The sequence below is a fragment of the Rhodococcus sp. NPDC054953 genome (genome assembly GCF_053609225.1).
In genome coordinates this window covers 75,019-97,387 of sequence record NZ_JBSGXD010000006.1, presented here as the reverse complement: position 1 = coordinate 97,387, position 22,369 = coordinate 75,019, and the positions used below count along the sequence as shown (strand labels likewise).

Below are 22,369 nucleotides of genomic sequence, written 5' to 3'. Positions count from 1 at the left end.
ACCGACCTCACCCCGGACCCCGACACGCCGCGTGCGGAACACCGGCACGCGCCCGTGGCGAGGATGCTGACTCGAATGAGCACCAGATACCGCGCGCGATCCGTCGCCGCCGCCGCCCTGATCGGTGCGCTCGCCCTGCTCGCCGGAGTCCTCGGCGCGGGCACCGCCGCCGCCCAGCCCGACCGGACCTACGTCATCGCGACCGACGTCACGTTCGCCCCGTTCGAATTCCAGAACGCGCAGGGCAACTTCGTCGGCATCGACATGGACCTGCTCGCCGCGATCGCCGCCGATCAGGGCTTCGAGTACGAGATCAAGCCGCTCGGCTTCAACGCCGCAGTGCAGGCCCTGCAGTCGAGGCAGGTGGACGGCGTCATTGCGGGCATGTCCATCACCGACGAACGCACACTCGTCTTCGACTTCTCCGACCCGTACTTCGAGTCCGGTGTCCAGCTGGCCGTCGCGAAGGACAACGACTCCATCGAGTCGTTCGAGGATCTGCGCGGGCAACGTGTTGCGATCAAGACCGGCACCGAGGGCGCCCTGTTCGCGGAGTCGATCCGGGACCAGTACGGCTTCACCACCGTGACCTTCGACGACTCGGCCAGCATGTACGACGACGTCAGGACCGGGAACTCGGTCGCCGTGTTCGACGACTACCCGGTGCTGTTGTACGGCATCGCGCAGGGCAACGGGCTGCGGGCCGTCGGCGACAAGCAGGCGGGCAACTCGTACGGGTTCGCGGTGTCGAAGGGACAGAACGCCGAACTGCTGACCAAGTTCAACGCCGGACTGGCGAACCTGCGCGCCAACGGGCAGTACGACGAGATCATCGACCGGTATCTCGGCGAGGGAGCCCAGCAGGCGCAGGGCGGCAACACCTTCTTCTCCCTCCTCAAGGACAGCTTCCCGCTGCTGATGAAGGGCCTGTGGCTGACGATCGTGCTGACCGTGGTGTCGCTCGCGATCGCGCTGCTGCTCGGCCTGGTCTTCGGATTCCTTCGGGTCTCGACCAGCCGGATCCTGCGGGGCATCGGCGTCGTCTACGTCGACATCTTCCGCGGCACCCCCCTGCTGGTGCAGGCCTTCTTCATCTACTTCGGCATCCCCGCCGCGCTCGGCTTCACGATGCCTGCGATGACCGCGGGCATCATCACCCTCAGCCTCAACGCGGGCGCCTACATCACCGAGATCATCCGCGGCGGCATCCAGTCCGTCGACCGCGGTCAGATGGAGGCCGCCCGCAGTCTCGGCATGGGCTATCTGCCGTCGATGCGCAAGGTGGTGCTGCCGCAGGCCTTCCGGACGATGATGCCGTCGTTCGTGAACCAGGCCGTCATCACGCTGAAGGACACCTCGATCCTGTCCGTGATCGGCATCGCCGAACTGACCCAGACCGGCAAGATCATCATCGCCAGGAACTTCGAGTCGTTCAACATGTGGCTGATCGTCGGCATCTTCTACTTTGTCATCATCATGGCGCTGACCAAGCTGTCCGGCCGGCTCGAGAGGAAGGTCAACGCGTGAGCGAGCCCGTCACCACCGAGAGCAAGATCCGGGTCACCGGGCTGAAGAAGTCCTACGGCGACAACGAGGTACTCAAGGGCATCGACGTCGAGATAGCTCCCGGCGAAGTGGTGTGCGTCATCGGCCCGTCCGGGTCCGGAAAGAGCACCTTCCTGCGCTGCCTGAACCGGCTCGAGGACATCACCGGCGGCACGGTTGTGGTCGACGGCGTCGACCTCACCGCCAAGAAGGTCGACATCGACGGGATTCGCCAGCGCATCGGAATGGTCTTCCAGCATTTCAACCTGTTCCCGCACATGACCGCCCTCGAGAACGTCATGCTCGCGCCGGTCCAGACGAAGAAGGCCACCAAGGGCGAGGCCCGGGAAGCCGGGATTCGACTCCTCGCCCAGGTCGGACTCGCGGAGAAGCAGGACGCCAAGCCCGCGAACCTGTCCGGCGGCCAGAAGCAGCGGGTCGCGATCGCCAGGGCGTTGGCGATGAACCCCGACGTCATGCTGTTCGACGAGGCGACCAGCGCCCTCGACCCGGAGATGGTCGGCGAGGTGCTGCAGGTGCTGCGGGACCTCGCCGCTGGCGGCATGACGATGGTGGTCGTCACCCACGAGATGGGCTTCGCCAGGGAGGTGTCCGACCGCGTCATTTTCATGGCCGACGGCTATCTCGTCGAGGAAGGCACCCCCGAGGAGGTCTTCGGCAACCCGCAGCAGCCGCGCACCCAGGACTTCCTCCGCAAGGTCCTGTAAATGCGCTTCGCGCCTGTGCGTGATTTTCACCCCGATTGGGGTGGAAATCACGCACGGTCGCGAAGTGCGTAGACGCGTTCGGCGGTGGCGGTCGCGGCGGCGGCGAGCTCGAACGGGTCCTGACCGCGGGTCGCCGCCAGGGATCGCACGGTGTACGGCAGGCAGTACGGCTCGTTGGGGGCGCCGCGGAACGGGTGCGGGGTCAGGAACGGGGCATCGGTCTCGACGAGCAACTGGTCGTCCGGGACGAGCTTCGCGGCCTCGTGCAGTTCGCGGGCGTTGCGGAAGCTGACGGTGCCGGAGAAGCTGAGCACGTACCCGGCCTCGACGCAGGCCAGCGCCATCGTCGCGTCCGACGAGAAGCAGTGGAAGATCACGGTGTCCGGTGCGCCCTCGTCGAGCAGGACGGTCAGGAGGTCGTGGTCGGCCTCGCGGTTGTGGATCATCAGCGGCTTGCGCAGCCGCTTGGCGAGGTCGATGTGCCAGCGGAAGCCCTCGACCTGCTCCTCGACCGTCGCGCACCCGTCGAGTTTCCCGGGCCAGTAGTAGTCGAGGCCGGTCTCCCCGACCGCGACCGTCCTCGGGTCGGCGGCGAGCCGCTCGATCTCGGCTTTGGTGGCGTCGTCGAGCACGTTCGCTCGGGTGGGATGGATCGCGACCGCGGCGTACACCCGGCGGTCCCAGCCCGCGGCGTCGACGGCGAACCGGGCGGCGGCCAGGTCGTCCGCCACCGTCACGACCCTGCCGACCCCGACCTTTTCCGCGCGGTCGACGATCTCGGCGACCGACGCGGCATCGGTGGCGCCGCACGCGTCGAGGTGGGTGTGGGCGTCGATCAGCGGCGCGAGGGGCTCGGGCAGATCCGGGGCCGGACGATCCTTGGGCACACCGATACGATAGGCGCACCATGACTGCACCCAGCCGGCCCCCGTTCTACATCACCACCGCGATCGCGTATCCCAACGGCGCCCCGCACATCGGGCACGCGTACGAGTACATCGCGACGGACGCGCTCGCCCGCTTCAAGCGGCTCGACGGTTTCGACGTCTTCTTCATGACGGGCACCGACGAGCACGGGCTGAAGATGCAGCAGACGGCAGCCAAGGAGGGCATCGACGTCCGCGACCTCGCGGCGCGCAACTCCGACGTGTTCCAGTCCATGGACAAGGTCCTGAACGTCTCCTACGACCGGTTCATCCGGACCACCGACGCCGACCACACCGCGGCGAGTCAGGCCATCTGGGAGCGGATGGTCGCGGCCGGTGACATCTACCTCGACACCTACGCCGGGTGGTACTCGGTGCGCGACGAGGCGTACTACACCGAGGGCGAGACGACCCTGTTGGAGGACGGCAGCCGGATCTCCACCGACACCGGAACCCCGGTGGTGTGGACCGAGGAGTCCACCTACTTCTTCAAGTTGTCCGCCTACCAGGACCGGCTGCTCGCCCTCTACGAGGCGCACCCCGAGTTCATCGCGCCGGCGACCCGCCGCAACGAGATCGTCAGCTTCGTCTCCGGCGGACTGAAGGACCTGTCGGTGTCGCGGACCACGTTCGACTGGGGCGTTCCGGTGCCGGGCGACCCCGACCACGTGATGTACGTGTGGGTGGACGCGCTGACGAACTACCTGACCGGTGCCGGGTTCCCCGATACCGACGCCGAGTCGTTCGGCAGGTACTGGCCGGCGAACCTGCACATCATCGGCAAGGACATCAGCCGGTTCCATACCGTGTACTGGCCCGCGTTCCTGATGTCCGCGGGCATCGACCTACCGCAGCGGGTGTTCGTGCACGGCTTCCTGTACAACAAGGGCGAGAAGATGTCGAAGTCGCTCGGCAACGTCGTCGACCCGCTCGGCCTGGTCGAGGAGTACGGACTCGACGCCGTCCGCTACTTCCTGCTGCGGGAGATCTCGTTCGGCCAGGACGGCAGCTACAGCCACGAGGCGATCGTCACCCGCATGAACGCGGACCTGTCCAACGAACTGGGCAACCTCGCGCAGCGGTCGCTGTCGATGGTGGCGAAGAACTGCGACGGCCAGGTCCCGACGCCGGGCGAGTTCACCGACGCCGACACCGCCCTCCTCGCCAAGGCCGATGCGCTGCTCGACAAGGTGCGCGCGGAGTTCGACGTGCAGGCCATCCACCTCGGCATCGAGGAGATCTGGCACGTCCTCGCCGAGACCAACCGCTACTTCAGCGCGCAGGAACCGTGGGTGCTGCGCAAGACCGACCCGGCGCGCATGGCGACGGTGCTGTACGTGACGATCGAGGTGGTGCGCATCGTCGGCATCCTGGTGCAGCCGGTGATGCCCGACGCCGCGGACAAGATCCTCACCGTGCTCGGCCAGGGGCCCGAGAATCGCCAGTTCACGGACCTGGGGACGCGGATCGCCGCCGGCACCGACCTGCCCGCTCCGGCGGCGGTGTTCCCCCGGTACGTCGAGGCCACCGACGCCTGACCCCCCGAAACACCCCGTGACCTGCGGCGGGGAAACGTGTCGTACCCCCGATGCACACTGCACCCATGGGGATGAATCGAACAGGCATTCGAGCCGAGGGGCGTGGGGCGGAGCAGGCCCTGCGCCACGCATACGAGAACGGGTGGCAGCCGGGTGACGTCCTGCACGTCGCCCGGCGTGGCCTCGCCGGGGTCGAGGTCGCGCCGATTGCGCTGCTGATCCTCGGGGAGGCCAATCGCAGCGGTGCCTGGGCTCGGGCACCGCTGCACTGGGCGGACCAGCTCAGGGCGCTCGCCGACGGCTATCCGCGCCGGGTCGACGAGCCGCCGCTGACACCGGGCGGCCTGCGGCTGCTGCAGCACCTGCAGCCGCTGCGGCGACTGTGCCCACCGCCGTCGCTGTGGCCGGACGTCCGGTCGACCCACCCCGGAACCCCCGCCGACACCGCGGACGTCAAGATGCTGAACCGGATTCGCGGGCTGCTCGCCAAGGCCGAGAGCACCGAGTTCACCGAGGAGGCCGAGACCCTCACCGCCAAGGCTCAGGAACTGATGACCCGGCACTCCGTCACCGCGACCCTCCTCACCGCGGACTCCTCCGCTGGCCGGGACGTCACCGTCCACGCCCGGCGCATCCACGTGGACCGGCCCTACAGCAAGCAGAAGGGTCTGCTGCTGACCACGGTCGGCGAGGCCAATCACGTCCGCACCCTCTTCAACGCGGTCGACGACATCGCGACCGTGATCGGCACACCGGCGGACCTCGAGCAGGTCGACCTGCTGTTCACCTCGCTCCTGGTCCAGGCCACCCGTGCGATGCGGGCCGAGCAGGCGCGCGGCGCGAGCGCGGCGCCGTTCCGTCGCGCCTTCCTCTACGGCTTCGCGGTCCGGATCGGGCAGCGCCTGACCGAGGCGGAGAAGGCGGCCACCGCGCAGGCCGTGATCGACGCCCGGGCACAGTTCGGTGATCTGCTGCCGATCCTGGCCCGCCGGTCCGACGCCGTGCAGGCCGAGGTGGACCGCCTGTTCGGGCCGAAGCTGCGGTCCTGGGGATTCAGCGTCAGCGACCTCGACGGGGTCGCGGCTGGCCGATCCGCGGCGGACGCCGCGCACCTCGCCCCGACACGGCGGGCGGTCACCGGGTGAGCGGCCGCCCGCGCCTGCCGGTGTGTCGGGGTCGGGAACCCTCGTGACACCCTTTCCGCATGCGGATCGAACGGTTGGGCACCGGCGGGGAACCGGCGGCGGTGCTGCGGGCGCTCGCGTCGCAGGCCGCCGCGACGGGCGCGCCCGGGCCGGCCGCGCTGATCGGCGACTGGTTCGGGTCCGGGGCGGTGCTGGTCCCGAGTGTCACGACCCGGCCGGTCGCGCCGCGGCGGGCGTTCGCGCTGACGCGTCCCCCCGCCGCGCCGATCACCACGCCGACGACCGCCGGGCGCGGCGACACCCCGCTGATCGGCGGCGGATGGATCGGGTACCGCGGCTACCCCGACGCGCCCGACAGCGGCCGGACCGCCGCCCTGCCGGAGGCCGCCGGGGGCTGGACGGACTGCGTCCTGCGGCTCGACGCGGACGGCTGCTGGTGGTACGAGTCGCTCACCGGCCGCCCCTGCCCACCGGCATGGTCGACCGCCGTCACCCGACCGCGAAGCCGGCCGCGGCCCTGGCATCTCGACTGGACGGCACCCGACCGGGACGCACACCGCTCCGGGGTGCTCGCGTGCCTCGATGCGATCGCCGCGGGCGAGGTGTACCAGGCATGCGTGTGCGCCAGGTACACCGGCACGATCGACGGCGAGTCCCTGGACTTCTTCGCCGACGCGACCGAGGCGACCCGCCCGGCGCGGGCCGCCTACCTCCAGGGGTCGTGGGGGGCCGCCGCGTCGCTGTCGCCGGAACTGTTCCTCGCCAGGAACGGCGACCGGGTGACGTCGAGCCCGATCAAGGGGACGCTCCCGATCGACAGCGACCCGCGGCGGCTGCGCGCGTCGGTCAAGGACGTCGCCGAGAACGTGATGATCGTGGACCTGGTGCGCAACGACCTGGGCCACCTCGCCGTCCCCGGCACGGTCACCGTCACCGACCTGCTCGGCGTGCACCCCGCGCCCGGCGTGTGGCACCTGGTATCCACGGTCGCCGCCACCGTCCCGTCCGGCACAACGACGGCCGACCTGTTCGACGCCGCCTTCCCGCCCGCGTCGGTGACGGGATGCCCGAAACACCGTGCCCGACAGCTACTCTCCGCGTGGGAGCCGTACCCGCGCGGACTGTACTGCGGCACCGTCGGGTTCGCGTCCCCGCTGGCGGGCACCGAACTGAACGTCGCGATCCGGACGGTCGAGTTCGCCCCCGACGGCCGCGCGGAACTCGGGGTCGGCGGCGGCATCACGATCGACTCCGACCCCGACGCGGAGTGGCAGGAATGCCTCGACAAGGCGTCCAGCATCGTGACCCTCCGGCCTGCCGGGATCCCGCGCTATCCGGAGCACTCCCCCCGCGCCGACCTGGACAGCTCGTAGTCGGTCTCCTGGTCCGCCGTCAGCGGCGACGACGACGCGCAGATCCGGTCGATGATCGCGGCGACATCCAGCCGCCACGCCCGCAGCACGCCGTCGCCGTCCGCGGCCACCACCGTGTCCGACCCCGGCAGGAAGGCGACCTGCCATCGACCCGACCCGTCCGTGGCGATCGGTCCGCCCACCTCGCGCATGTGATCGCGGTCCGCGACGTCCCACAGTCGAACGGTGCCGTCATCGCTGCCCGACACCACGTGCCTGCCGTCCGAACCGAACGACACCGAGTAGACGGTGCCGCTGTGCCCGCGCAGCGCGGGCTGCCGCACCGTCAGCGAACCGTCCTCCGCGCGGTCCCACATCACCACCGTCTGGTCGTCGCTTCCGGTCGCCATCGCCGACCCGTCGGGCGCGAACGACACCGCGTTGATCCCCGCCCCGCCGCCGCCGTCGTCGACGTGCTGCGGCACCGGCCGGGCCGGATCGTCGACCAGCCACGCGAACACCCCCCCATCGGCGTCGGCGGCAACCAGGGTGGACCCGTCCGGGCTGAACGCCGCGGTGCGCACGAGGTTGCTTGGGCCGTCGAGCCGGTCGCCCCACGGAATCGGGTGCGCCGGATCGGTGAGATTCCACAGCTGCACGCTGGTGTCGTCGTCGCCGGTGGCCAGCGTCCGGTTGTCCGGGCTGAACGCCAACTCCCAGGTGAACCTCGTCCGGATCGTGATCGGTTCGCCGAGCGGGCGGGGCCGGGCGGGGTCGGCGACGTCCCAGACCTGCACCTGACCGCCGGTCGTCGGCGCGGTCGCCATCAGCGTCCCGTCCGGCGACAGTGCAACCATGTGGGCCCCGCCGAACGGCCGCGGCAGGTGCACCGACCCGACCACCCCGGCACGACCGTCCCCGTCGACCCGCCACATCCGGACCACCGAGTCGTAGCCGCCGGTCGCCATCAGCGACCCATCCCTGCTGATCGACGGCAGCGTCAACGCCGCCTCCGACACCGACAGCGCGGAGCGGGGCAGTGTCCACACCCGCAGGTTCGAGTCCTGCCCGCCGGTCACGACGGTCGACCCATCCGGCGACACCGCCAGCGCGGGCACCCCGCCCCCGTTGCCGGTCAGGGCCGGCTTCACCTCGCTCATCGTGCCGCGACCGGTCGCGACCGCCCACCGCTTGACGGTCCCGTCCCAGGACGCGCTGACCAGCGTCGCACCGTCCGCGGCGAAGGCGATCGTCCAGATCGCCCCGGTGTGCGCATGCACCGGGGCACCGACCTCCCGGACGGCGCGCACGTCGGTGGTGTCGAACAACCGGATGACCCCGTCGTCGCTGCTGGCGGCGAGGGTGCGCCCGTCCGGCGCGAACGCCACCGAATGCACCACGTCCCCGAAGTCCGCCTGCACCGGCGGCAGCGGCGTCGGCGCCGACCGGTTGCTCATGTCCCACAACCTGACGCTGCGGTCGTCGCTGGACGTCGCCATCACCGCCGAGTCCGCGCGGAACGCGATGGTCCGCACGCCCGCCGGGTGGGCGGCCAGCGTCGTCGCCGGATACGGTCCCGGCGCGGGCGGCGAGGTCAGCACGGTCGAGGTATCGAACAGGGTGACGGTGCCGTCGTCGTTGGGTGCAGCCAGGGTGCGCCCGTCCGGGCTGAACCGGATGTTGTGCACCGCCTTCGTCCCGGCGCGCGCCCCCTCGAGGAGCGGTCGGGGTGCGGCCGGGTCGGTGACATCCCACGCGGACACGGTGCCGTCCCCGGCGCCCGCGGCCAGCACCCGCCCCGTCGGCGCGAAGGACACCGACGCGATGTACTTCTCGGATCCGGTCAGCAGCACGCCGACGGGGTGCGGGGCCGCGGGGTCCCGCATGTCCCACAGCCGCACCGTCCGGTCGTCGCTGGCGGACGCCATCATCGACCCGTCCGGGGAGATCGCGACGCCGTACACGGGCCCGGTGTGACCGTCGAGCGCCCGCCCGATCGGCGTCGATTCGCTCGCGATCAGCCGCGAGTAGGCGGTGTCGCTGCCCGGGCGCATCTGCCAGGCGGCGAGCGAGAGCCGCGCCGCGGTGGTCGGGTCGGTGCTGCGCAGCGAGTCTGCCAGGGCCACCACCTGACGGAACTGGGCCGCGCTGCGCTCCGACTCGGCGCGGTTCTTCGCCGACCACGCCATCGACACCGCGACAAGGGCCACCACCGTCGACAGCACCAGCGCAGCCATCACCGTCCGCGCGATCCAGGTGCTGCGCCGCACGTTCCGCGTCGACGTGGACAGGAACTCGGTGGCGACCGGGGTCAGGGTGGCGGGGACCCGGTCACCGTCACGACCGGGGTCCGGATAGCCTTCCGCCGCGATCCGCGGCGCATCGTATTCGCGGACGATGTCCAGCCTGCCCCGCTGGTAGAGGAGGCTGCTGTCGCGATCGGACTCCTCCCACCGGGAGGCGTCCTCCTCGATCTGCTGGCGCACCGCCGAGTACGACCGGTCCTCCTGGATCCAGGTCTTGAGCCGCGGCCAGGCATCGATCACCGCGTCGTGGATCAGTTCGACGCTGTCCGCGTCCGCGACGAGCACCCGGGCCCCGATGAACCGGTCCACGACCTGCCTGGCCGGGTCCGCGGCCCCGCCTGCGAACGCAAGCAGCTGCGGCAGCGTCCGCCGGATCTTGACGTCGGCCCCGGTCTGCGTCACGTACACCAGGTGCACCATGATCGCCCTGGCCAGCAGGCGTTCGCGCTCGTCGAGGCCCTCCCAGGTGCGTTCCGCGGTGGCCGCGACCGACCCGCGGACCCCGCCCGTCGCCCGGTACGCGGCGACGGTGAGCTGTCCGCCGCGCCGCCGCTCCCACATCGAATCGAGCAGGTGCGAGAGCAGCGGCAGCACGGTGCCACCGCCGTCGGTGGACGTCAGCACCCCGAGGTCGTGCAGAATCAGGTCCACCAGCCCGGCCTCGAGCTTCAGCCCGATCAGCTGCGCAGGCCGGGTGATGACCTCCACCATGTCGGCCCGCGACAGCGGCGACACCGCCCGGCTGCGGCGTTCGAGCGCGTCCGCGAGCACCGGATGGGTCAGTGCCCGCGCGTAGAAGTCGGACCGCATCGTCGCGATGATCAGGGGGGCCGCGTCGGCCGTCTCGTCGGGGCCGAGCGAGAACGCGGCCAGGTCCAGCAGCCGCAGAAACGGATCCCTGGCCCGGGGGTCGCGGCACTGGGTGAACAGTTCCTCGATCTGGTCGACGACGATCACCAGCTGGGCGCCCCCAAGCCGGTCCGCGGCGGACCGCATCGCGAGCCGGACCGCGGCCGCGTCCGCGGCGGGCGGCAGGGCACCGAGCTCGGGCACCGCGGCGGTGAGCGCCCCGAGCGGGTCGGGTCCCGGGGTGAGGACGATCGCGACGCCCGCGGCGGTGCCGTCATCGGGGCTCCCCGACGCTTCGCCGAGCAGCGCGGGAATGAGGCCGGCCTGCACGAGGGAGGACTTCCCGACCCCGGACGCGCCGGTGACGATCGTCATGCCCCGCCCCTGGGCGGCGGTCACCACGTCGATCAGCCGCTGCAGGCTCTCGGTCCGGCCGAAGAACAGCCGGGCATCCTCCGCCCGATAGGGCTCGAGACCGCGATACGGGCGCACCCCGGCCAGCGGTGGCGTGGCGTCGGCCCGGTCCGACTCGGCCCGGTTGCGGGTCGCGGCGCCGCCGTCGCGGGCGCCCTGCCACCACGACTGCCACTGTTTGAGGGAGTACAGGCCGGGGGTCGGGGGGTTGCCGTGCATCGACTGCGCGGTCCGGATCAGGACGACGAGGACCGGTCGCACCGCGTCGAAACTCGCGGGCACCCGTTTGCCGGAGCGCCAGTCGCTCAGCCGTTGGATCGACACCTGCTTGTCCGCGCCGATGGCCCGACCGAGCGCACCCGCCTCCGAGACGACGGTCTTGAGCGGCGGTCCGCCAGCGGTCGCGAACAGCAGCCGCAACTGGTCGGCAAAATGCAGCCTGGCATCGGGCCCTTCCGACATCCGGTCCGTCCACCTTCCGGTTCCCACCCGCGGAAAATCCGCTGCGGAATAGTTCCTCATAGCGTGTGAACAGGGAGAATACCGGAATCCTCGGGCAGACCAATTGGTCGGGTGCGGTCGGGGCGGCACAGTGGTGTCCGGTGCAGGTGGGGTCCTGCACCACGTAGCGGCACCGGCGGGGACTGACGATTCTCGAGGGGTAGTTCCCGCCGGGCACGCTGCACCTGGGCACGCCGAACACGCAGAACCCTAGGAGTCGACCATGAGCCGAATCGCCGTCAAGATCGCCGCGATGGTCCCGCCGACACTGGCGGCCGCGCTCGTCATCGCCGCATCGGTGGGGCTGATCGTGGTGCTCGCGGGCATGCCGAGCTGAGCGCCGACGCCCGACCGGCCGCGTCAGTCCTTGCGCGCAGCGAGCACCGCCTCGTAGATCTCCCGCTTCGACACACCGTTCGTGGCGACCACCGCGCATGCGTCCTTCAGTCGCGCACCATCCGCGACGAGCCGCTCGACGTCGCCGACGAGATCCTCCGGCCGGGCCGCGACCGGGGTTGCCCCCTCCAGCACGACCGTGATCTCCCCCCGCGCTCCCTCGACCGCCCACGCCGCGAGCTCGGCGAGGGTGCCGCGGCGCACCTCCTCGTAGGTCTTCGTCAGTTCCCGGCACACCGCGGCCCGACGCTGCCCACCGAGCACCTCGACGGCGTCGGCGAGGCAGTCCGCGAGCCGGTGCGGCGCCTCGAAGAACACGCAGGCCCGGGATTCGGCGCGCAGGGTCTCCAGCCAGGACCGGCGCGGCCCCTGCTTCCTCGGCGGGAACCCGTCGAAACAGAACCGCTCGACCGGCAGCCCCGACAACGCCAGCGCGGTCGTCACCGCGGACGGGCCGGGCAGGCAGGTGACCGGCAGGTCCCGCGCCACGCACGCCGCAACGAGCCGGTAGCCGGGGTCGCTGACCGACGGCATGCCCGCGTCGGTGACCAGCAGCACCGTCCGCCCCGCCGCGACGTCCTCGACGAGCGCGGGCAGTCGGGTCGTCTCCACCTGGTCGTAGAAGCTGACGACCTTCCCGGTGATCGTCACCCCCAACGCCGACGCGAGGTGCCGGGTGCGGCGGGTGTCCTCGGCGGCGACCACATCCGCGGTCGCGAGGGCGTCGCGCAGCCGCTCCGAGGCGTCACGCACCTCTCCCATCGGCGTGGCAGCGAGGACCAGACAACCGTTCATGCCCGACAGCCTACGATCGTCCGGTGACCCAGTTGACCGACGCGCGTTCGACGCCCCGCGTCGACCACCCCGTCCTGGTCGGCCCGGGTCCCGCGGCGCCCGTCCCCGATCCGGGTCCGACCGACCGGCTGCGCGGCTGGGTGGTCACCCTGTTCCTGACCGCGGTCGCCGCGATCACCCGCTTCACGATGCTCGGCTATCCGACGGATGCGGGGACCCCGGTCTTCGACGAGAAGCACTACGCGCCGCAGGGCTGGCAGGCGCTCACCGGCGGCGGACTGGAGGACAACCCCGGCTACGGGCTGGTGGTGCACCCCCCGGTCGGGAAGCAGCTGATCGCGCTCGGCGAGGCGATCTTCGGCTACAACGGCTGGGGCTGGCGCTTCGCCGCGGCGGTCGCTGGCACCGTGCTGGTCCTGCTGGTGATCCGCATCGTGCGGCGGATGACGCGGTCCACGCTGGTCGGCGCGATCGCGGGCATCCTGCTGATCGCGGACGGTGTCACGTTCGTCTCGTCCCGGATCGGGATGCTCGACATCTTCATGGCGGTGTTCGTCGTCGCCGCGTTCGGGTGCCTGATCGTCGACCGCGACCAGGTGCGGGGCCGGATGGCGGTGGTATTCGCGGAGGGCCGGATCGCGCACTCCGAGTTCGGCCCGCGGCTCGGGGTGCGGTGGTGGCGGTTCGGGGCGGGCGTCCTGCTCGGTCTGGCGTGCGGAACGAAGTGGTCCGGGATCTACTTCATCGCGTTCTTCGGGCTGATGTGCGTGGCGTTTGACGTCGCGGCCCGGCGCTACCACGGGGTGCGGCGACCGTGGGTTGGCGCCGCGGTGCGCGACATCGGGCCCGGCCTGTATGCACTGGTCCTCGTGCCGATCGGGGTGTACCTGGCGTCCTACTGGGCGTGGTTCACGTCCGAGACGGGGGTGGACCGGCATGCGGTCGGCGACCAGCTCGGGTACGGCGGCACCTTCTCCTTCGTGCCCTCCGCGCTGCGGTCGCTGTGGTACTACAGCGGCAACGTGCTCGAGTTCCATTCCGGCCTGACGAACTCCGCAGGCAACCACCACCCGTGGGAGTCGAAGCCGTGGACGTGGCCGATGGGCCTGCGGCCGATGCTGTACTACTTCGCCGAGGGCGACCAGGTGTCCGGCTGCGGCGCGGAGAGCTGCGTTAAGGCGGTGATGCTGATCGGCACGCCAGCGATGTGGTGGCTGGCGCTGCCGATGCTCGGGTGGGCGCTGTGGCGCACGGTGGTCGGACGGGACTGGCGGTACGCGGCGGTCCTCGTCGGCTACGGCGCCGGGCTGCTGCCCTGGTTCGTGACGATGGACCGGCAGATGTACTTCTTCTACGCGGTCGCGCTGGCGCCGTTCCTGGTGATGGGTCTGGCGTTGGTGTGCGGCGAGGTGATCGGGTCCGCGCGGGAGGCGGCCGAACGGCGCGGCGTCGGCCTGCTCGCGGTGGCCCTGTACCTGGGGCTGGTGGTGGCGAACTTCGTCTGGCTCTGGCCGATCCTGACTGCCCTGCCGATCACCCCGGAGACGTGGCAGCAGCAGCTGTGGCTGCCGAGCTGGCGCTGACCCGTCAGCGGGGTGTCGCCGACCCGGTGTCGCCGGCCCGGCGGTGCCGGTGCGGCAGCTGGCCGTGCAGGGGCAGCTTCCGCCGCTGATGCGGCCGCAGGATCATCGGGTCGTGCCGCAGGTCCCGGTACAGCGACACGCACAGCCCGATCATCACGACCACGAACGGGGCGGCCGCGATGATCGTCATGGTCTGCAGGCCGTCGAGGGCGTCCTCGCCACCGGTCCAGAGCATCAACGCCGCGACACCGCCGGTGAGCATGCCCCAGAACACCACCACCCAGCGGCTCGGTGCCAGGTTCCCGCGCTGTGAGAGGGTCCCCATCACCATCGAGGCGGCGTCCGCTCCGGAGACGAAGAAGATCGCGACCAGGATCATCACCAGCACCGTCGACACCCCGAACAGGGGCAGGTGTTCGAGCATCCCGAACAGCTGCGACTCGGACGTGCCGCGGGTCGCGAGCTCGATGCCGTCGCGCTGCTCACCGATCCCGGCACCGCCCATCACGCTGAACCACAGCAGGCTGACGACGCTGGGGACCACGATCACACCGACGACGAACTCCCGGATCGTGCGGCCGCGGCTGATCCGGGCCAGGAACATCCCGACGAACGGGGTCCAGGAGATCCACCACGCCCAGTAGAAGATCGTCCACGACGAGAGCCATTCGGCGGTGGCGGGGTTGCTCGACGCCGCGGTGCGGGCGGACATCTCGGCGAGCTGGCTCGCGTAGGCGCCGATCGTGGTGGGGATCAGGTTCAGGATCAGCACGGTCGGCCCGAGGACGAAGACGAACACGGCAAGGGCGAGGGCCAGCACCATGTTGGTGTTCGACAGCCATTGGATTCCGCGCGACACCCCGGACACGGCGGACGCGACGAACGCCAGCGTCAGGATCGCGACGATCGAGACCAGCAGCAGCACCCCCGCCTTCTCCAACCAGCCGACCACCTCGAGACCCGAGCCGATCTGCAGTGCCCCAAGACCGAGGGACGCGGCGGTGCCGAACATCGTCGCGAAGATGGCGAGGATGTCGATGACCTTGCCGATCGGCCCCTCCGCGCGGCGGCCGAGGAGCGCGACAAAGGCCGAGCTGAACAGCTGCTTGCGGCCGCGCCGATAGGTGCCGTATGCGAGGGCGAGGCCGACGACCGCGTAGGTCGACCACGGGTGCAGGCTCCAGTGGAACATCGTGGTCGCCATCGCCGTTCCGACCCGGCTCTGCCCCTCGGTGCCGGGTGGGGGCGTGACGAAGTGCGCGAGCGGCTCGGCGACGCCGAAGAACATCAGCCCGATGCCCATCCCCGCGCTGAACATCATCGCGATCCAGCTGACGGTGCTGAACTCGGGCTTCTCGCCGTCCTTGCCGAGCGGGATCCGGCCGTATCTGCTGATCGCGAGCCACAGGGCGAACAGCACGAACCCGCTCGCGGCGAGGATGAACAGCCATCCGATGTTCGTGACCAGCCAGTCGAGGACCGTCCCGGTGACCGAGGCGAGCCCATCGGGGTCGACGAGTCCCCAGATCAGGATGACGGCGGCGGCGGCAGCGGCGACACCGAACACGACGCGGTCGGTGCGCGGCGCCCCGCCGCCCGACGCGGCGGGCGGGCCAGCGGCCGGGCGCTCGGAGGCGTCATCCTCGAACAGTTCGGTTCTCCCCACCATGCCCTAACGTTGCGTGCCCTGCCGGGCAAAAGCAAACTTCGGCGACGGGCGGCGCGTCCCCGGCGCGCTACGCGGTGACGGTCCGTGCGCCTCCGCGTCCCCCGATCAGGGCGTCGACGCTGAACCGGCCCGCTCCGGTTGCGGCGATCAGCAGCGAGGCGACGCCGAGCGCGAGGACCAGTTCGTAGCCACCCTCGGACACGAAGATGCCCTTGTCGACGTGCGCGATGAAGAACGCGCCGACCATGTCGAGGAACAGCAGGAGGCCGGCGATCGGGGTGGCGATTCCGGCGATCAGGGCGAACCCGCCGACGAGTTCGACCGTCGCGGCGATGACCGCGGACACGTTGTGCACCGGCGCCCCCATCTGCTCGAACGACGACTGCACCCCGCTGATCCCATAGGTGAAGAACTTCTGCCAGCCGTGGGCGACGAAGATCACGCCGATGCCGACGCGGGCGATGAGCAGGGCAATGTCGCGGAGTGCGCTGGATTTCATGTCGCGGTCCTTTTCGGTGTGCGGCGCGGGTTCCCGCCTCGGGAACTCATTCACTGTGACACGCTTAGGTTGAAGCGTCAACCATCCGGGGGTGGCGGTGGGCCGATGCTCGGGCCTGACGCGGATACCCGATCCACGAGAGCAGCACCACAGCGACGACGAGCAGCCGAACCAGGTTCTCGGCGTCGACCGGGTAGAGCACACCGGTGATGTAGTGCGCGATGAAGCCGGACGACGGCAACGGCGACCCGCCCGCCGCAACCCGCGCCCAGTTCTGCACCGCGGTCAGCGGACAGTCGTACCCGACCAGCACGGACCCGGCGCCCCACACCACGGCGGCCCCGTGCACCGCGATCGTCCGCGGCCAGCGCCACGCCAGGAAGCCCCCGAACACCAGATACCCGAGGAACGCGAAGTGTCCGACCATCGCGAGCACCTCGACGACGCGGTAGACCATGGCCACCTCCGTTGGCGCGCCCTCCTCCGAGCGTAGGCCCTCACGCGCCGCGGATCGCGGCCTCAACCAGGGATCGGGCAACGCCGTCGGACAACCCGAGGCTCCGGACGGTTGCCACGTACTCGGTTGCCGCGCGGGCCGCGACACCCCGCGACGCGTCGCCGGTCGCCGCGACGAACGACCCGAGCCGCCCGCGGGTCTCGATCGCACCCATCGCCTCGAGTTCCCGATACGCCTTGGCGACCGTGTTCGCGGCCAGCCCCAACTGCTCCGCCAGCGCCCGCACCGTCGGCAGCTTCGTGCCCGCGATCAGCCCGCCGTCCCGCACCTGCTCGAGGATCTGCAACTTCACCTGTTCGAACGGGGCGGTCGCCGCAGCCGGATCGATGTCGATGCGCATCTCGCGAGGCTAGCCCGTGGACGCCGCCCGCGCGGGCTACCCGGAGAACGCCTCCTCGGCGCGATCGAACCACGCCGCCTCCTCCACGAGCCGGACGCTGCGCCAGCCGTCCGGCGTGCGCACCAACTCGTGGTGGTACCAGCCGCCGCAGAAGAACTGCTTGCCCGGCGCAACGATCAGCGGGTTGTAGAACATCGCGCTGACCGACGCCGTGCCACCATCCGGGTCGAAGCCGCGAATATCCATGTTGGTGACGTAGTGCTGGGTGCGGGTGAACAGCGCGAGCATCGGCTCGAGTTGCTCGATCACCGCCTCCCGATCGCCGGCAGGCCCGCCCGAGGTGCTGTAGTCGATCCGGGCATCCGCGACGAACACCGTGCGGTACAGGTCCCAGTCCCTGGCGTCGACGGCGCGGGCGTACCGGGTCAGCAGGTCGGTGGCCTCGATCCAGAGGTGCAGGTACGCGGAGTCCATCGGGTCATGGAACCCCACCCGGGCCGCCGCCGTCCGCGATTTCGGTGATGCGGGCACACTATGGGGCATGGCAACGACTTCCGCAGGCAGCACTCCGGCGCACACCGCGACGATCTACCACAACCAGCGCTGCAGCACCTCCCGCAAGGTGCTCGCGCTGATCGAGGAGGCGGGCATCACGCCGACCGTCGTCAAGTACCTGGAGACGCCGCCGTCCCGGGACGGGCTGCGCAAGATCCTCGACGACGCGGGCCTCAAGCCGAGCGAGGCGATCCGGAGGAAGGAGGCCATCTACAAGGACCTCGGACTGGCCGACGCGAGCGAGGACGAACTGCTCGACGCGATGGTGGAAAATCCGATCCTGATCGAGCGACCCCTGGTCGTCACCGACCGCGGGACGGTCCTCGCCCGGCCGGTCGAGAAGGTCACCACCATCCTCTAGCCTCGATGTTTCGTCTGCTCACCTGGTGAGCAGACGAAACATCGAGGCTAGTCGCGGCTGATCGGGCAGGACATGCACCGGGGTCCGCCGCGGCCGGACCCGAGTTCGGAGCCTGCGATGCGCAGGACCTCGATGCCCGACGCCTCGAGCCGCGCGTTCGTCTCCACGTTGCGCTCGTAGGCGACGACGACGCCCGGCGCGAGCGCGAGCGTGTTGTTCCCGTCGTCCCACTGCTCCCGTTCGGCGGTGACGTGGTCGAGGCCGGTGTCGATCACGCGGAGCTTGTCGATGCCCATCGCGGCGGCGGCGGCGTCCAGGAACGGTTCCGCACCTCGAATGGACACCCCGGTCTCCTCACTGCGCAGGGTGAACGCGGAGAGGGTGTGCGCGACCGCCGGATACATCACGACGGCGTCGACGTCGACCATCGTGCACACCGTGTCGAGGTGCATCGACGCGCGCCGCTGCTCGATCGGCACCACCAGGACCGTGTGCGCGAGCCCATCCTCGAAGACGCTGCGCGCCAGTGCTTCCGCGCCTGCCGGGGTGGTCCGCTCCCCCACCCCGACCGCGACCACCCCCGGAGCGAGCAGCAGCACGTCACCGCCCTCGACGGGCGCGGTGTGCGACTCGTAGGCGCGGCGCACCCCCAGGAACCGCGGATGGTGTGCGTAGATCAGGTCGGTCAGCGACGCCTCCCGCACCCGGGCGGGGAGGGCCAGCGAGGTGATCGCGACCCGGTCCCCGATCCAGAACGACGAGTCGCGGGTGAACAGCAGGTTCGGCAGCGGCTCGATGACGAAGTCGCCGCCGTGATGCATCCGCCGCACCAGCGACGGCCCGCCCGGACCGATCGGCAACTCGTCGAAGGTCATCCCCGCGGTCAGCACCGTCGCGAGGGTGTCCGGCGCGACGGTCCGCAGGTACCCCGAAAGCTCCTGCGCCAGTGTGTGTCCGAGTCGTCTCGGGTCGACTGCCGCCGCGATGCCCTGGATGCGTGCGGCGCCACTGACGGTCAGCGTCTCGGTCAACACCTCCGAGAGCAGCAACACGTCCACCCCACGCGAGCGCAGCAGGTCGGCGAACGCGTCGTGCTCGTCCTTGGCCCGGTCCACCCATGGCAGCCCGTCAAAGAGAAGCTGGTCGCTGTTGCGCGGTGTCAGCCGTTTGAGCTCGTCTCCCGGCCGGTGAAGCAGCACGGTGCGCAGCCGCCCCACCTCCGAATCGACCCGCGGGGGCTGGCTCTCGTTCATGATCCGACAGTAGTACCGACCGCGGCGGGCCGCGCAGGGCATACCGCGGCAAGCCGCGCAGGGCGTAGCGCGGCGGGGGCTCAGCTGATCAGCCCACGTTCCCTCGCCACCGCGACGGCCGCGGTGCGGCTGTCCACTTCCAGTTTCGAGAAGACGTGCACCAGATGCGATTTCACGGTGGCCTCGGTGACGAACAGGTCCTTGGCGATGGCCCGGTTGGAGAGGCCCCTGGCGACGAGGGCGAGGATCTCCGTCTCCCGACTGCTCAGGTCCACCCGCGGGTCGCGAATCCTCCGGTAGAGCCGTTGTGCCACAGCGGGGTTGAGGACGGTGTCGCCGCGTGCCGCGGACCGGATCGCATCGACGAGCACCTGCGGGTCGCTGTCCTTGAGCAGGTAGCCCGACGCGCCTGCCTCCACGGCCCGCAGGATGTCGGTGTCGGTGTCGTAGGTGGTGAGCACCACGACACGCGGCGGACCCGGTTCCGCGACGATCGCCGCGGTCGCCTGCGCGCCGTCCATGCCCTCGCCGAGCCGCAGGTCCATCAGCACGACGTCGGGTCGCTGCGCGCGGACCAGGTCGAGCGCGTCCTCCCCCGAGGACGCCTCCCCGACGACGTCGAGCCCGTCGTGCGATCCGATCAGGGCACGCAGCCCCGCCCGGACGACCGGGTGGTCGTCGACCAGCACGATTCTCAGGGTCATGATGGCACCGGAAGCGTCGCGGCAAGGGCCGTTCCGTCCCCGACGGCGGACTCGACGACGAGTGATCCGCCGAGCGAGTCGAGTCGTTCCCGCATCGCGCGCAGGCCGAACGAGGTCGGCGCTGGCGCCGCGTCCGGGTCGAACCCGACCCCATCGTCGACGATGTCGAGACGCACCTCGTCGGGGGTGTAGGCGATGGTCACCCGCACCTGCTGTGCCCGGGAGTGCAACCGGACGTTGGCCAGCGCGCTCTGCGCAACGCGCAGCAGCGCGACGTCGTATTCCATCGGCAGTCCTGCCTGTTCTCCGTCGACGACGAGGCCCGCGTCGATTCCGGTGTGGTCGCGCAGTTGGCCGACGAGCCTGCCGAGCGCGGAGGCCAGCGAGGCGTCCTCGAGGGCGGACGGCGTCAGCGCCCCCACCACCCGGCGCGCCTCGGCGAGGTTGTCCTGCGCGGTGTCGGCGATTCGGGCGAGCGCCGCGACCGGATCGGACGCCCGTTCCCCGGCCCTGGCCAGCAGCACGATCGACGAGAATCCCTGGGCGAGGGTGTCGTGGATGTCGCGGGCCAGCCGCTCACGCTCGGCGACCGCCCCGGCTTCCCGCTGCACCAGGGCGAGTTCGTCTTGGGCGCTGAGTAATTCGTGATGGGAGCGGGCGAGTTCGTCGTAGAGTCGGCGGCGCTGCTGGGCGTCTTGGACGAGCTGCTGGTAGACCACCGCCATCCCGGCGGCGGCCGCGGCACCGAAGACCGGCCCGAGGATCGAGGCGACCGTGTTCGAGGTGCCGTGCCACAGCGTCGCGGCGACCGCGACGGCGGTGATCGCGACCGTGGACGCCAGCGCCGCCGCGGTGGACAGCAGGTGGAAGCACAGGAAGAACAGCGGAAACGCCACCCAGACGAAGTTGCCGTCGAGCGCGGAGAGTCCCAGCCAGCCGAGGACGAGGACGCCGAGCCACAGCCGACCGTATCCGGGGCGGCCGGTGGCGGCGGACCGCCCCGCGAACCAGACGCCTGCGAGGTACCAGCCGAATAGGAGCGCGGCGAGGGCGACCGCAGCGGCGGGGTTCGCGTCACCGGTCAGGGCGCGGGCCACGCCGACCGCGAGCAGCAGCACGAACAGCACGTGGGCGCCGAGGGTCATCACCCGCAACACCGGCATCGGGCCGCGGTCGTGAGGGAGCTGCATTTCGTCCACGCTAACACCGCCGGCGGCCGTCGACCTGCCGCGGCGCAGTCATTCCAACTTTCGATTGACCACCACACCCAACCGTCGCGCGATGCGAGCGCACCCGTTCCCGGGCGAGGCTGGATGTCATGTTCATCGGTATTCGTGATCTCCGTTTCGCCAAGGGCCGCTTCACTCTGATGAGTGTGGTCCTGTTCCTGATCGCGCTGATGGTGGTGATGCTGTCGGGTCTGACGGCCGGGCTGGGCAACCAGTCGATCGCGGCGGTCCGGGGCATCGGGGCGGACCGGTTCGCGTTCGGGGTGCCCGCGCAGGGCCAAGACCTGTCGTTCTCCGAATCCCGGGTGGACGGCGCCCAGCGGGACGCGCTCGCGGCGCGTGCCGGGGTGGAGGAGGCCGCGCTGATCGGTATCGCACCGGTGCGGTTGACGGTGGACGGGCGGGACGTCGGCGCGAGCGCGTTCGGCGTGGACGGCGCCTCGTTCGCCGCCCCGGTGCCGCTCGCCGCAGGGGAGGTCGCGGTGGACACCGAGCTGGCCGAGGACAACGGCTGGGCGGTCGGGCAGCGGGTCGACGCGGGCGGCCGAACCGTGACGGTTGCCGCTCTCGTCGACGACTCGTTCTACAACCACCAGCCGGTGGTGTGGTTCGACCGCGCGGACTGGCTGGCGCTGCCGACCGCGGCGGGCAGCGACGGCACCGTCGTCGCGCTGCGCACCTCCCCCGACTTCGACGCCACCGCGGCGGGCGCCGCGACCGGCACCGCGATCACCGACGTGGACGACGCGGTGAACGCCATCGGCGGGTACAGCTCCGAGCGGGGATCACTGCTGTTGATGCAGGGCATGCTGCTGGTGGTCAGCGCACTGGTGGTCGGGGCCTTCTTCACGGTGTGGACCATCCAGCGTGGCCCGGACCTGGCGGTGCTCAAGGCGGTCGGCGCGTCCACCGGATACCTGCTGCGGGATGCGCTCGGGCAGGGGCTGGTGCTGCTGGTGCTCGGCACCGGGCTCGGGACGCTGGCCGCCGTCGGGCTGGGAACGATTGCCGCACAGGCCGTCCCGTTCACCCTCACCGTCGGCGGCGTGCTGCTGCCGTTCGTCGCACTGATCGCCCTCGGCATGCTCGGCGCCGCCGCCGCGGTGACCCGCATCGCCTCGATCGACCCGAGGACCGCGCTCGCCGCGGCCCGCTGACCAGGAA

General features: G+C 70.7%; 19 protein-coding genes. 8 read left to right on the top strand and 11 right to left on the bottom strand.

Translation table 11 applies throughout. The features are described 5' to 3' along the window. The first annotated feature begins 75 nt into the window (after nucleotides 1-75). Together ACWF62_RS06505 and ACWF62_RS06500 are read left to right on the top strand one after the other, a co-directional pair. Nucleotides 76-1,527, top strand: a complete 1,452-nt coding sequence (locus ACWF62_RS06505; protein ID WP_378569644.1) for an amino acid ABC transporter substrate-binding protein/permease — start codon at nucleotides 76-78, stop codon at nucleotides 1,525-1,527. Beyond that, nucleotides 1,524-2,273 (top strand): amino acid ABC transporter ATP-binding protein, encoded by a 750-nt coding sequence (locus ACWF62_RS06500; RefSeq protein ID WP_378505652.1) that lies wholly within the window; start codon nucleotides 1,524-1,526, stop codon nucleotides 2,271-2,273. Before ACWF62_RS06505 ends, ACWF62_RS06500 begins: the two co-directional genes overlap by 4 nt. A gap of 47 nt (nucleotides 2,274-2,320) precedes the next feature. Here ACWF62_RS06500 and ACWF62_RS06495 read toward each other — a convergent pair whose 3' ends face one another. Further along, nucleotides 2,321-3,160 carry a TatD family hydrolase gene (locus ACWF62_RS06495; protein WP_378505651.1) on the bottom strand — a complete coding sequence of 280 codons (840 nt, stop codon included), beginning with the start codon at nucleotides 3,158-3,160 and terminating at the stop codon, nucleotides 2,321-2,323. A gap of 20 nt (nucleotides 3,161-3,180) precedes the next feature. On the opposite strand from ACWF62_RS06495, the gene metG reads away from it, so the two are divergent. From metG to ACWF62_RS06480, 3 genes are all read left to right on the top strand, one after another. After that, nucleotides 3,181-4,737, top strand: a complete 1,557-nt coding sequence (gene metG / locus ACWF62_RS06490) for a methionine--tRNA ligase (RefSeq protein ID WP_378505650.1) — start codon at nucleotides 3,181-3,183, stop codon at nucleotides 4,735-4,737. 65 nt (nucleotides 4,738-4,802) lie between these two features. Next, the gene (locus ACWF62_RS06485; protein ID WP_452629669.1) at nucleotides 4,803-5,882 is read left to right on the top strand and encodes a DUF2786 domain-containing protein; all 1,080 of its coding nucleotides are present in this window, start codon (nucleotides 4,803-4,805) and stop codon (nucleotides 5,880-5,882) included. A 59-nt stretch (nucleotides 5,883-5,941) separates the two neighbouring features. Beyond that, entirely contained in the window at nucleotides 5,942-7,255 is a 1,314-nt protein-coding gene (locus tag ACWF62_RS06480) for an aminodeoxychorismate synthase component I (protein ID WP_452629668.1), read from the top strand. On the opposite strand, the gene ACWF62_RS06475 is transcribed toward ACWF62_RS06480, so the two are convergent. Continuing rightward, on the bottom strand, nucleotides 7,213-11,265 hold the full coding sequence (locus tag ACWF62_RS06475; RefSeq protein ID WP_452629667.1) for an NACHT and WD repeat domain-containing protein: 4,053 nt from the start codon (nucleotides 11,263-11,265) through the stop codon (nucleotides 7,213-7,215). The genes ACWF62_RS06480 and ACWF62_RS06475 overlap by 43 nt on opposite strands. A gap of 399 nt (nucleotides 11,266-11,664) precedes the next feature. Then, entirely contained in the window at nucleotides 11,665-12,495 is an 831-nt protein-coding gene (gene rsmI, locus ACWF62_RS06470) for a 16S rRNA (cytidine(1402)-2'-O)-methyltransferase (protein ID WP_452629666.1), read from the bottom strand. Between the two features lie 23 nt (nucleotides 12,496-12,518). Here rsmI and ACWF62_RS06465 point away from each other — a divergent pair, with 23 nt between their 5' ends. Further along, nucleotides 12,519-14,078: a dolichyl-phosphate-mannose--protein mannosyltransferase gene (locus tag ACWF62_RS06465; protein WP_452629665.1), complete on the top strand. Its 1,560-nt coding sequence runs from the start codon at nucleotides 12,519-12,521 to the stop codon at nucleotides 14,076-14,078. Nucleotides 14,079-14,082: 4 nt separating this feature from the next. On the opposite strand, the gene ACWF62_RS06460 is transcribed toward ACWF62_RS06465, so the two are convergent. From ACWF62_RS06460 to ACWF62_RS06440, 5 genes are all read right to left on the bottom strand, one after another. Continuing rightward, a complete protein-coding gene (locus ACWF62_RS06460) occupies nucleotides 14,083-15,747 on the bottom strand; it encodes a BCCT family transporter (RefSeq protein ID WP_452629663.1) in 1,665 nt (554 codons plus the stop codon). A 67-nt stretch (nucleotides 15,748-15,814) separates the two neighbouring features. Beyond that, nucleotides 15,815-16,246, bottom strand: coding sequence for a DoxX family protein (locus ACWF62_RS06455; protein WP_378505643.1), 432 nt, complete (start codon nucleotides 16,244-16,246; stop codon nucleotides 15,815-15,817). Between the two features lie 64 nt (nucleotides 16,247-16,310). Continuing rightward, nucleotides 16,311-16,703 (bottom strand): DUF2784 domain-containing protein, encoded by a 393-nt coding sequence (locus ACWF62_RS06450; protein ID WP_452629662.1) that lies wholly within the window; start codon nucleotides 16,701-16,703, stop codon nucleotides 16,311-16,313. A 40-nt stretch (nucleotides 16,704-16,743) separates the two neighbouring features. Further along, nucleotides 16,744-17,103, bottom strand: a complete 360-nt coding sequence (locus tag ACWF62_RS06445) for a GntR family transcriptional regulator (RefSeq protein WP_378505641.1) — start codon at nucleotides 17,101-17,103, stop codon at nucleotides 16,744-16,746. 36 nt (nucleotides 17,104-17,139) lie between these two features. Then, nucleotides 17,140-17,577, bottom strand: a complete 438-nt coding sequence (locus ACWF62_RS06440; RefSeq protein WP_452629661.1) for a nuclear transport factor 2 family protein — start codon at nucleotides 17,575-17,577, stop codon at nucleotides 17,140-17,142. 67 nt (nucleotides 17,578-17,644) lie between these two features. On the opposite strand from ACWF62_RS06440, the gene arsC reads away from it, so the two are divergent. Then, nucleotides 17,645-18,019: an arsenate reductase (glutaredoxin) gene (gene arsC, locus ACWF62_RS06435; protein ID WP_452629660.1), complete on the top strand. Its 375-nt coding sequence runs from the start codon at nucleotides 17,645-17,647 to the stop codon at nucleotides 18,017-18,019. A gap of 47 nt (nucleotides 18,020-18,066) precedes the next feature. On the opposite strand, the gene arcA is transcribed toward arsC, so the two are convergent. The 3 genes from arcA to ACWF62_RS06420 all read right to left on the bottom strand — a co-directional run bounded on the left by arcA (nucleotide 18,067) and on the right by ACWF62_RS06420 (nucleotide 21,166). Then, nucleotides 18,067-19,272, bottom strand: a complete 1,206-nt coding sequence (arcA, locus tag ACWF62_RS06430; RefSeq protein WP_378505638.1) for an arginine deiminase — start codon at nucleotides 19,270-19,272, stop codon at nucleotides 18,067-18,069. A gap of 80 nt (nucleotides 19,273-19,352) precedes the next feature. Next, entirely contained in the window at nucleotides 19,353-19,976 is a 624-nt protein-coding gene (locus tag ACWF62_RS06425; protein ID WP_378505637.1) for a response regulator, read from the bottom strand. After that, the gene (locus ACWF62_RS06420; protein ID WP_378505636.1) at nucleotides 19,973-21,166 is read right to left on the bottom strand and encodes a sensor histidine kinase; all 1,194 of its coding nucleotides are present in this window, start codon (nucleotides 21,164-21,166) and stop codon (nucleotides 19,973-19,975) included. The genes ACWF62_RS06425 and ACWF62_RS06420 overlap by 4 nt, the downstream gene beginning before the upstream one ends. A 128-nt stretch (nucleotides 21,167-21,294) precedes the next feature. Between ACWF62_RS06420 and ACWF62_RS06415 the strand changes: the two genes are divergently transcribed. Next, entirely contained in the window at nucleotides 21,295-22,362 is a 1,068-nt protein-coding gene (locus tag ACWF62_RS06415) for an FtsX-like permease family protein (RefSeq protein ID WP_452629659.1), read from the top strand. Nucleotides 22,363-22,369: the final 7 nt, after the last annotated feature.

What these genes read in the sequence shown, in the direction of transcription:
- ACWF62_RS06420 (WP_378505636.1), bottom strand. Translation starts at nt 21,166, where the DNA reads ATGCAGCTCCCTCACGACCGCGGCCCGATGCCGGTGTTGCGGGTGATG.
- rsmI (WP_452629666.1), bottom strand. Translation starts at nt 12,495, where the DNA reads ATGAACGGTTGTCTGGTCCTCGCTGCCACGCCGATGGGAGAGGTGCGT.
- metG (WP_378505650.1), top strand. Translation starts at nt 3,181, where the DNA reads ATGACTGCACCCAGCCGGCCCCCGTTCTACATCACCACCGCGATCGCG.
- ACWF62_RS06440 (WP_452629661.1), bottom strand. Translation starts at nt 17,577, where the DNA reads ATGGACTCCGCGTACCTGCACCTCTGGATCGAGGCCACCGACCTGCTG.
- ACWF62_RS06460 (WP_452629663.1), bottom strand. Translation starts at nt 15,747, where the DNA reads ATGGTGGGGAGAACCGAACTGTTCGAGGATGACGCCTCCGAGCGCCCG.
- ACWF62_RS06505 (WP_378569644.1), top strand. Translation starts at nt 76, where the DNA reads ATGAGCACCAGATACCGCGCGCGATCCGTCGCCGCCGCCGCCCTGATC.
- ACWF62_RS06455 (WP_378505643.1), bottom strand. Translation starts at nt 16,246, where the DNA reads ATGAAATCCAGCGCACTCCGCGACATTGCCCTGCTCATCGCCCGCGTC.
- ACWF62_RS06450 (WP_452629662.1), bottom strand. Translation starts at nt 16,703, where the DNA reads ATGGTCTACCGCGTCGTCGAGGTGCTCGCGATGGTCGGACACTTCGCG.
- ACWF62_RS06415 (WP_452629659.1), top strand. Translation starts at nt 21,295, where the DNA reads ATGTTCATCGGTATTCGTGATCTCCGTTTCGCCAAGGGCCGCTTCACT.
- arsC (WP_452629660.1), top strand. Translation starts at nt 17,645, where the DNA reads ATGGCAACGACTTCCGCAGGCAGCACTCCGGCGCACACCGCGACGATC.
- ACWF62_RS06425 (WP_378505637.1), bottom strand. Translation starts at nt 19,976, where the DNA reads ATGACCCTGAGAATCGTGCTGGTCGACGACCACCCGGTCGTCCGGGCG.
- ACWF62_RS06485 (WP_452629669.1), top strand. Translation starts at nt 4,803, where the DNA reads ATGGGGATGAATCGAACAGGCATTCGAGCCGAGGGGCGTGGGGCGGAG.
- ACWF62_RS06475 (WP_452629667.1), bottom strand. Translation starts at nt 11,265, where the DNA reads ATGTCGGAAGGGCCCGATGCCAGGCTGCATTTTGCCGACCAGTTGCGG.
- ACWF62_RS06445 (WP_378505641.1), bottom strand. Translation starts at nt 17,103, where the DNA reads ATGCGCATCGACATCGATCCGGCTGCGGCGACCGCCCCGTTCGAACAG.
- ACWF62_RS06480 (WP_452629668.1), top strand. Translation starts at nt 5,942, where the DNA reads ATGCGGATCGAACGGTTGGGCACCGGCGGGGAACCGGCGGCGGTGCTG.
- arcA (WP_378505638.1), bottom strand. Translation starts at nt 19,272, where the DNA reads ATGAACGAGAGCCAGCCCCCGCGGGTCGATTCGGAGGTGGGGCGGCTG.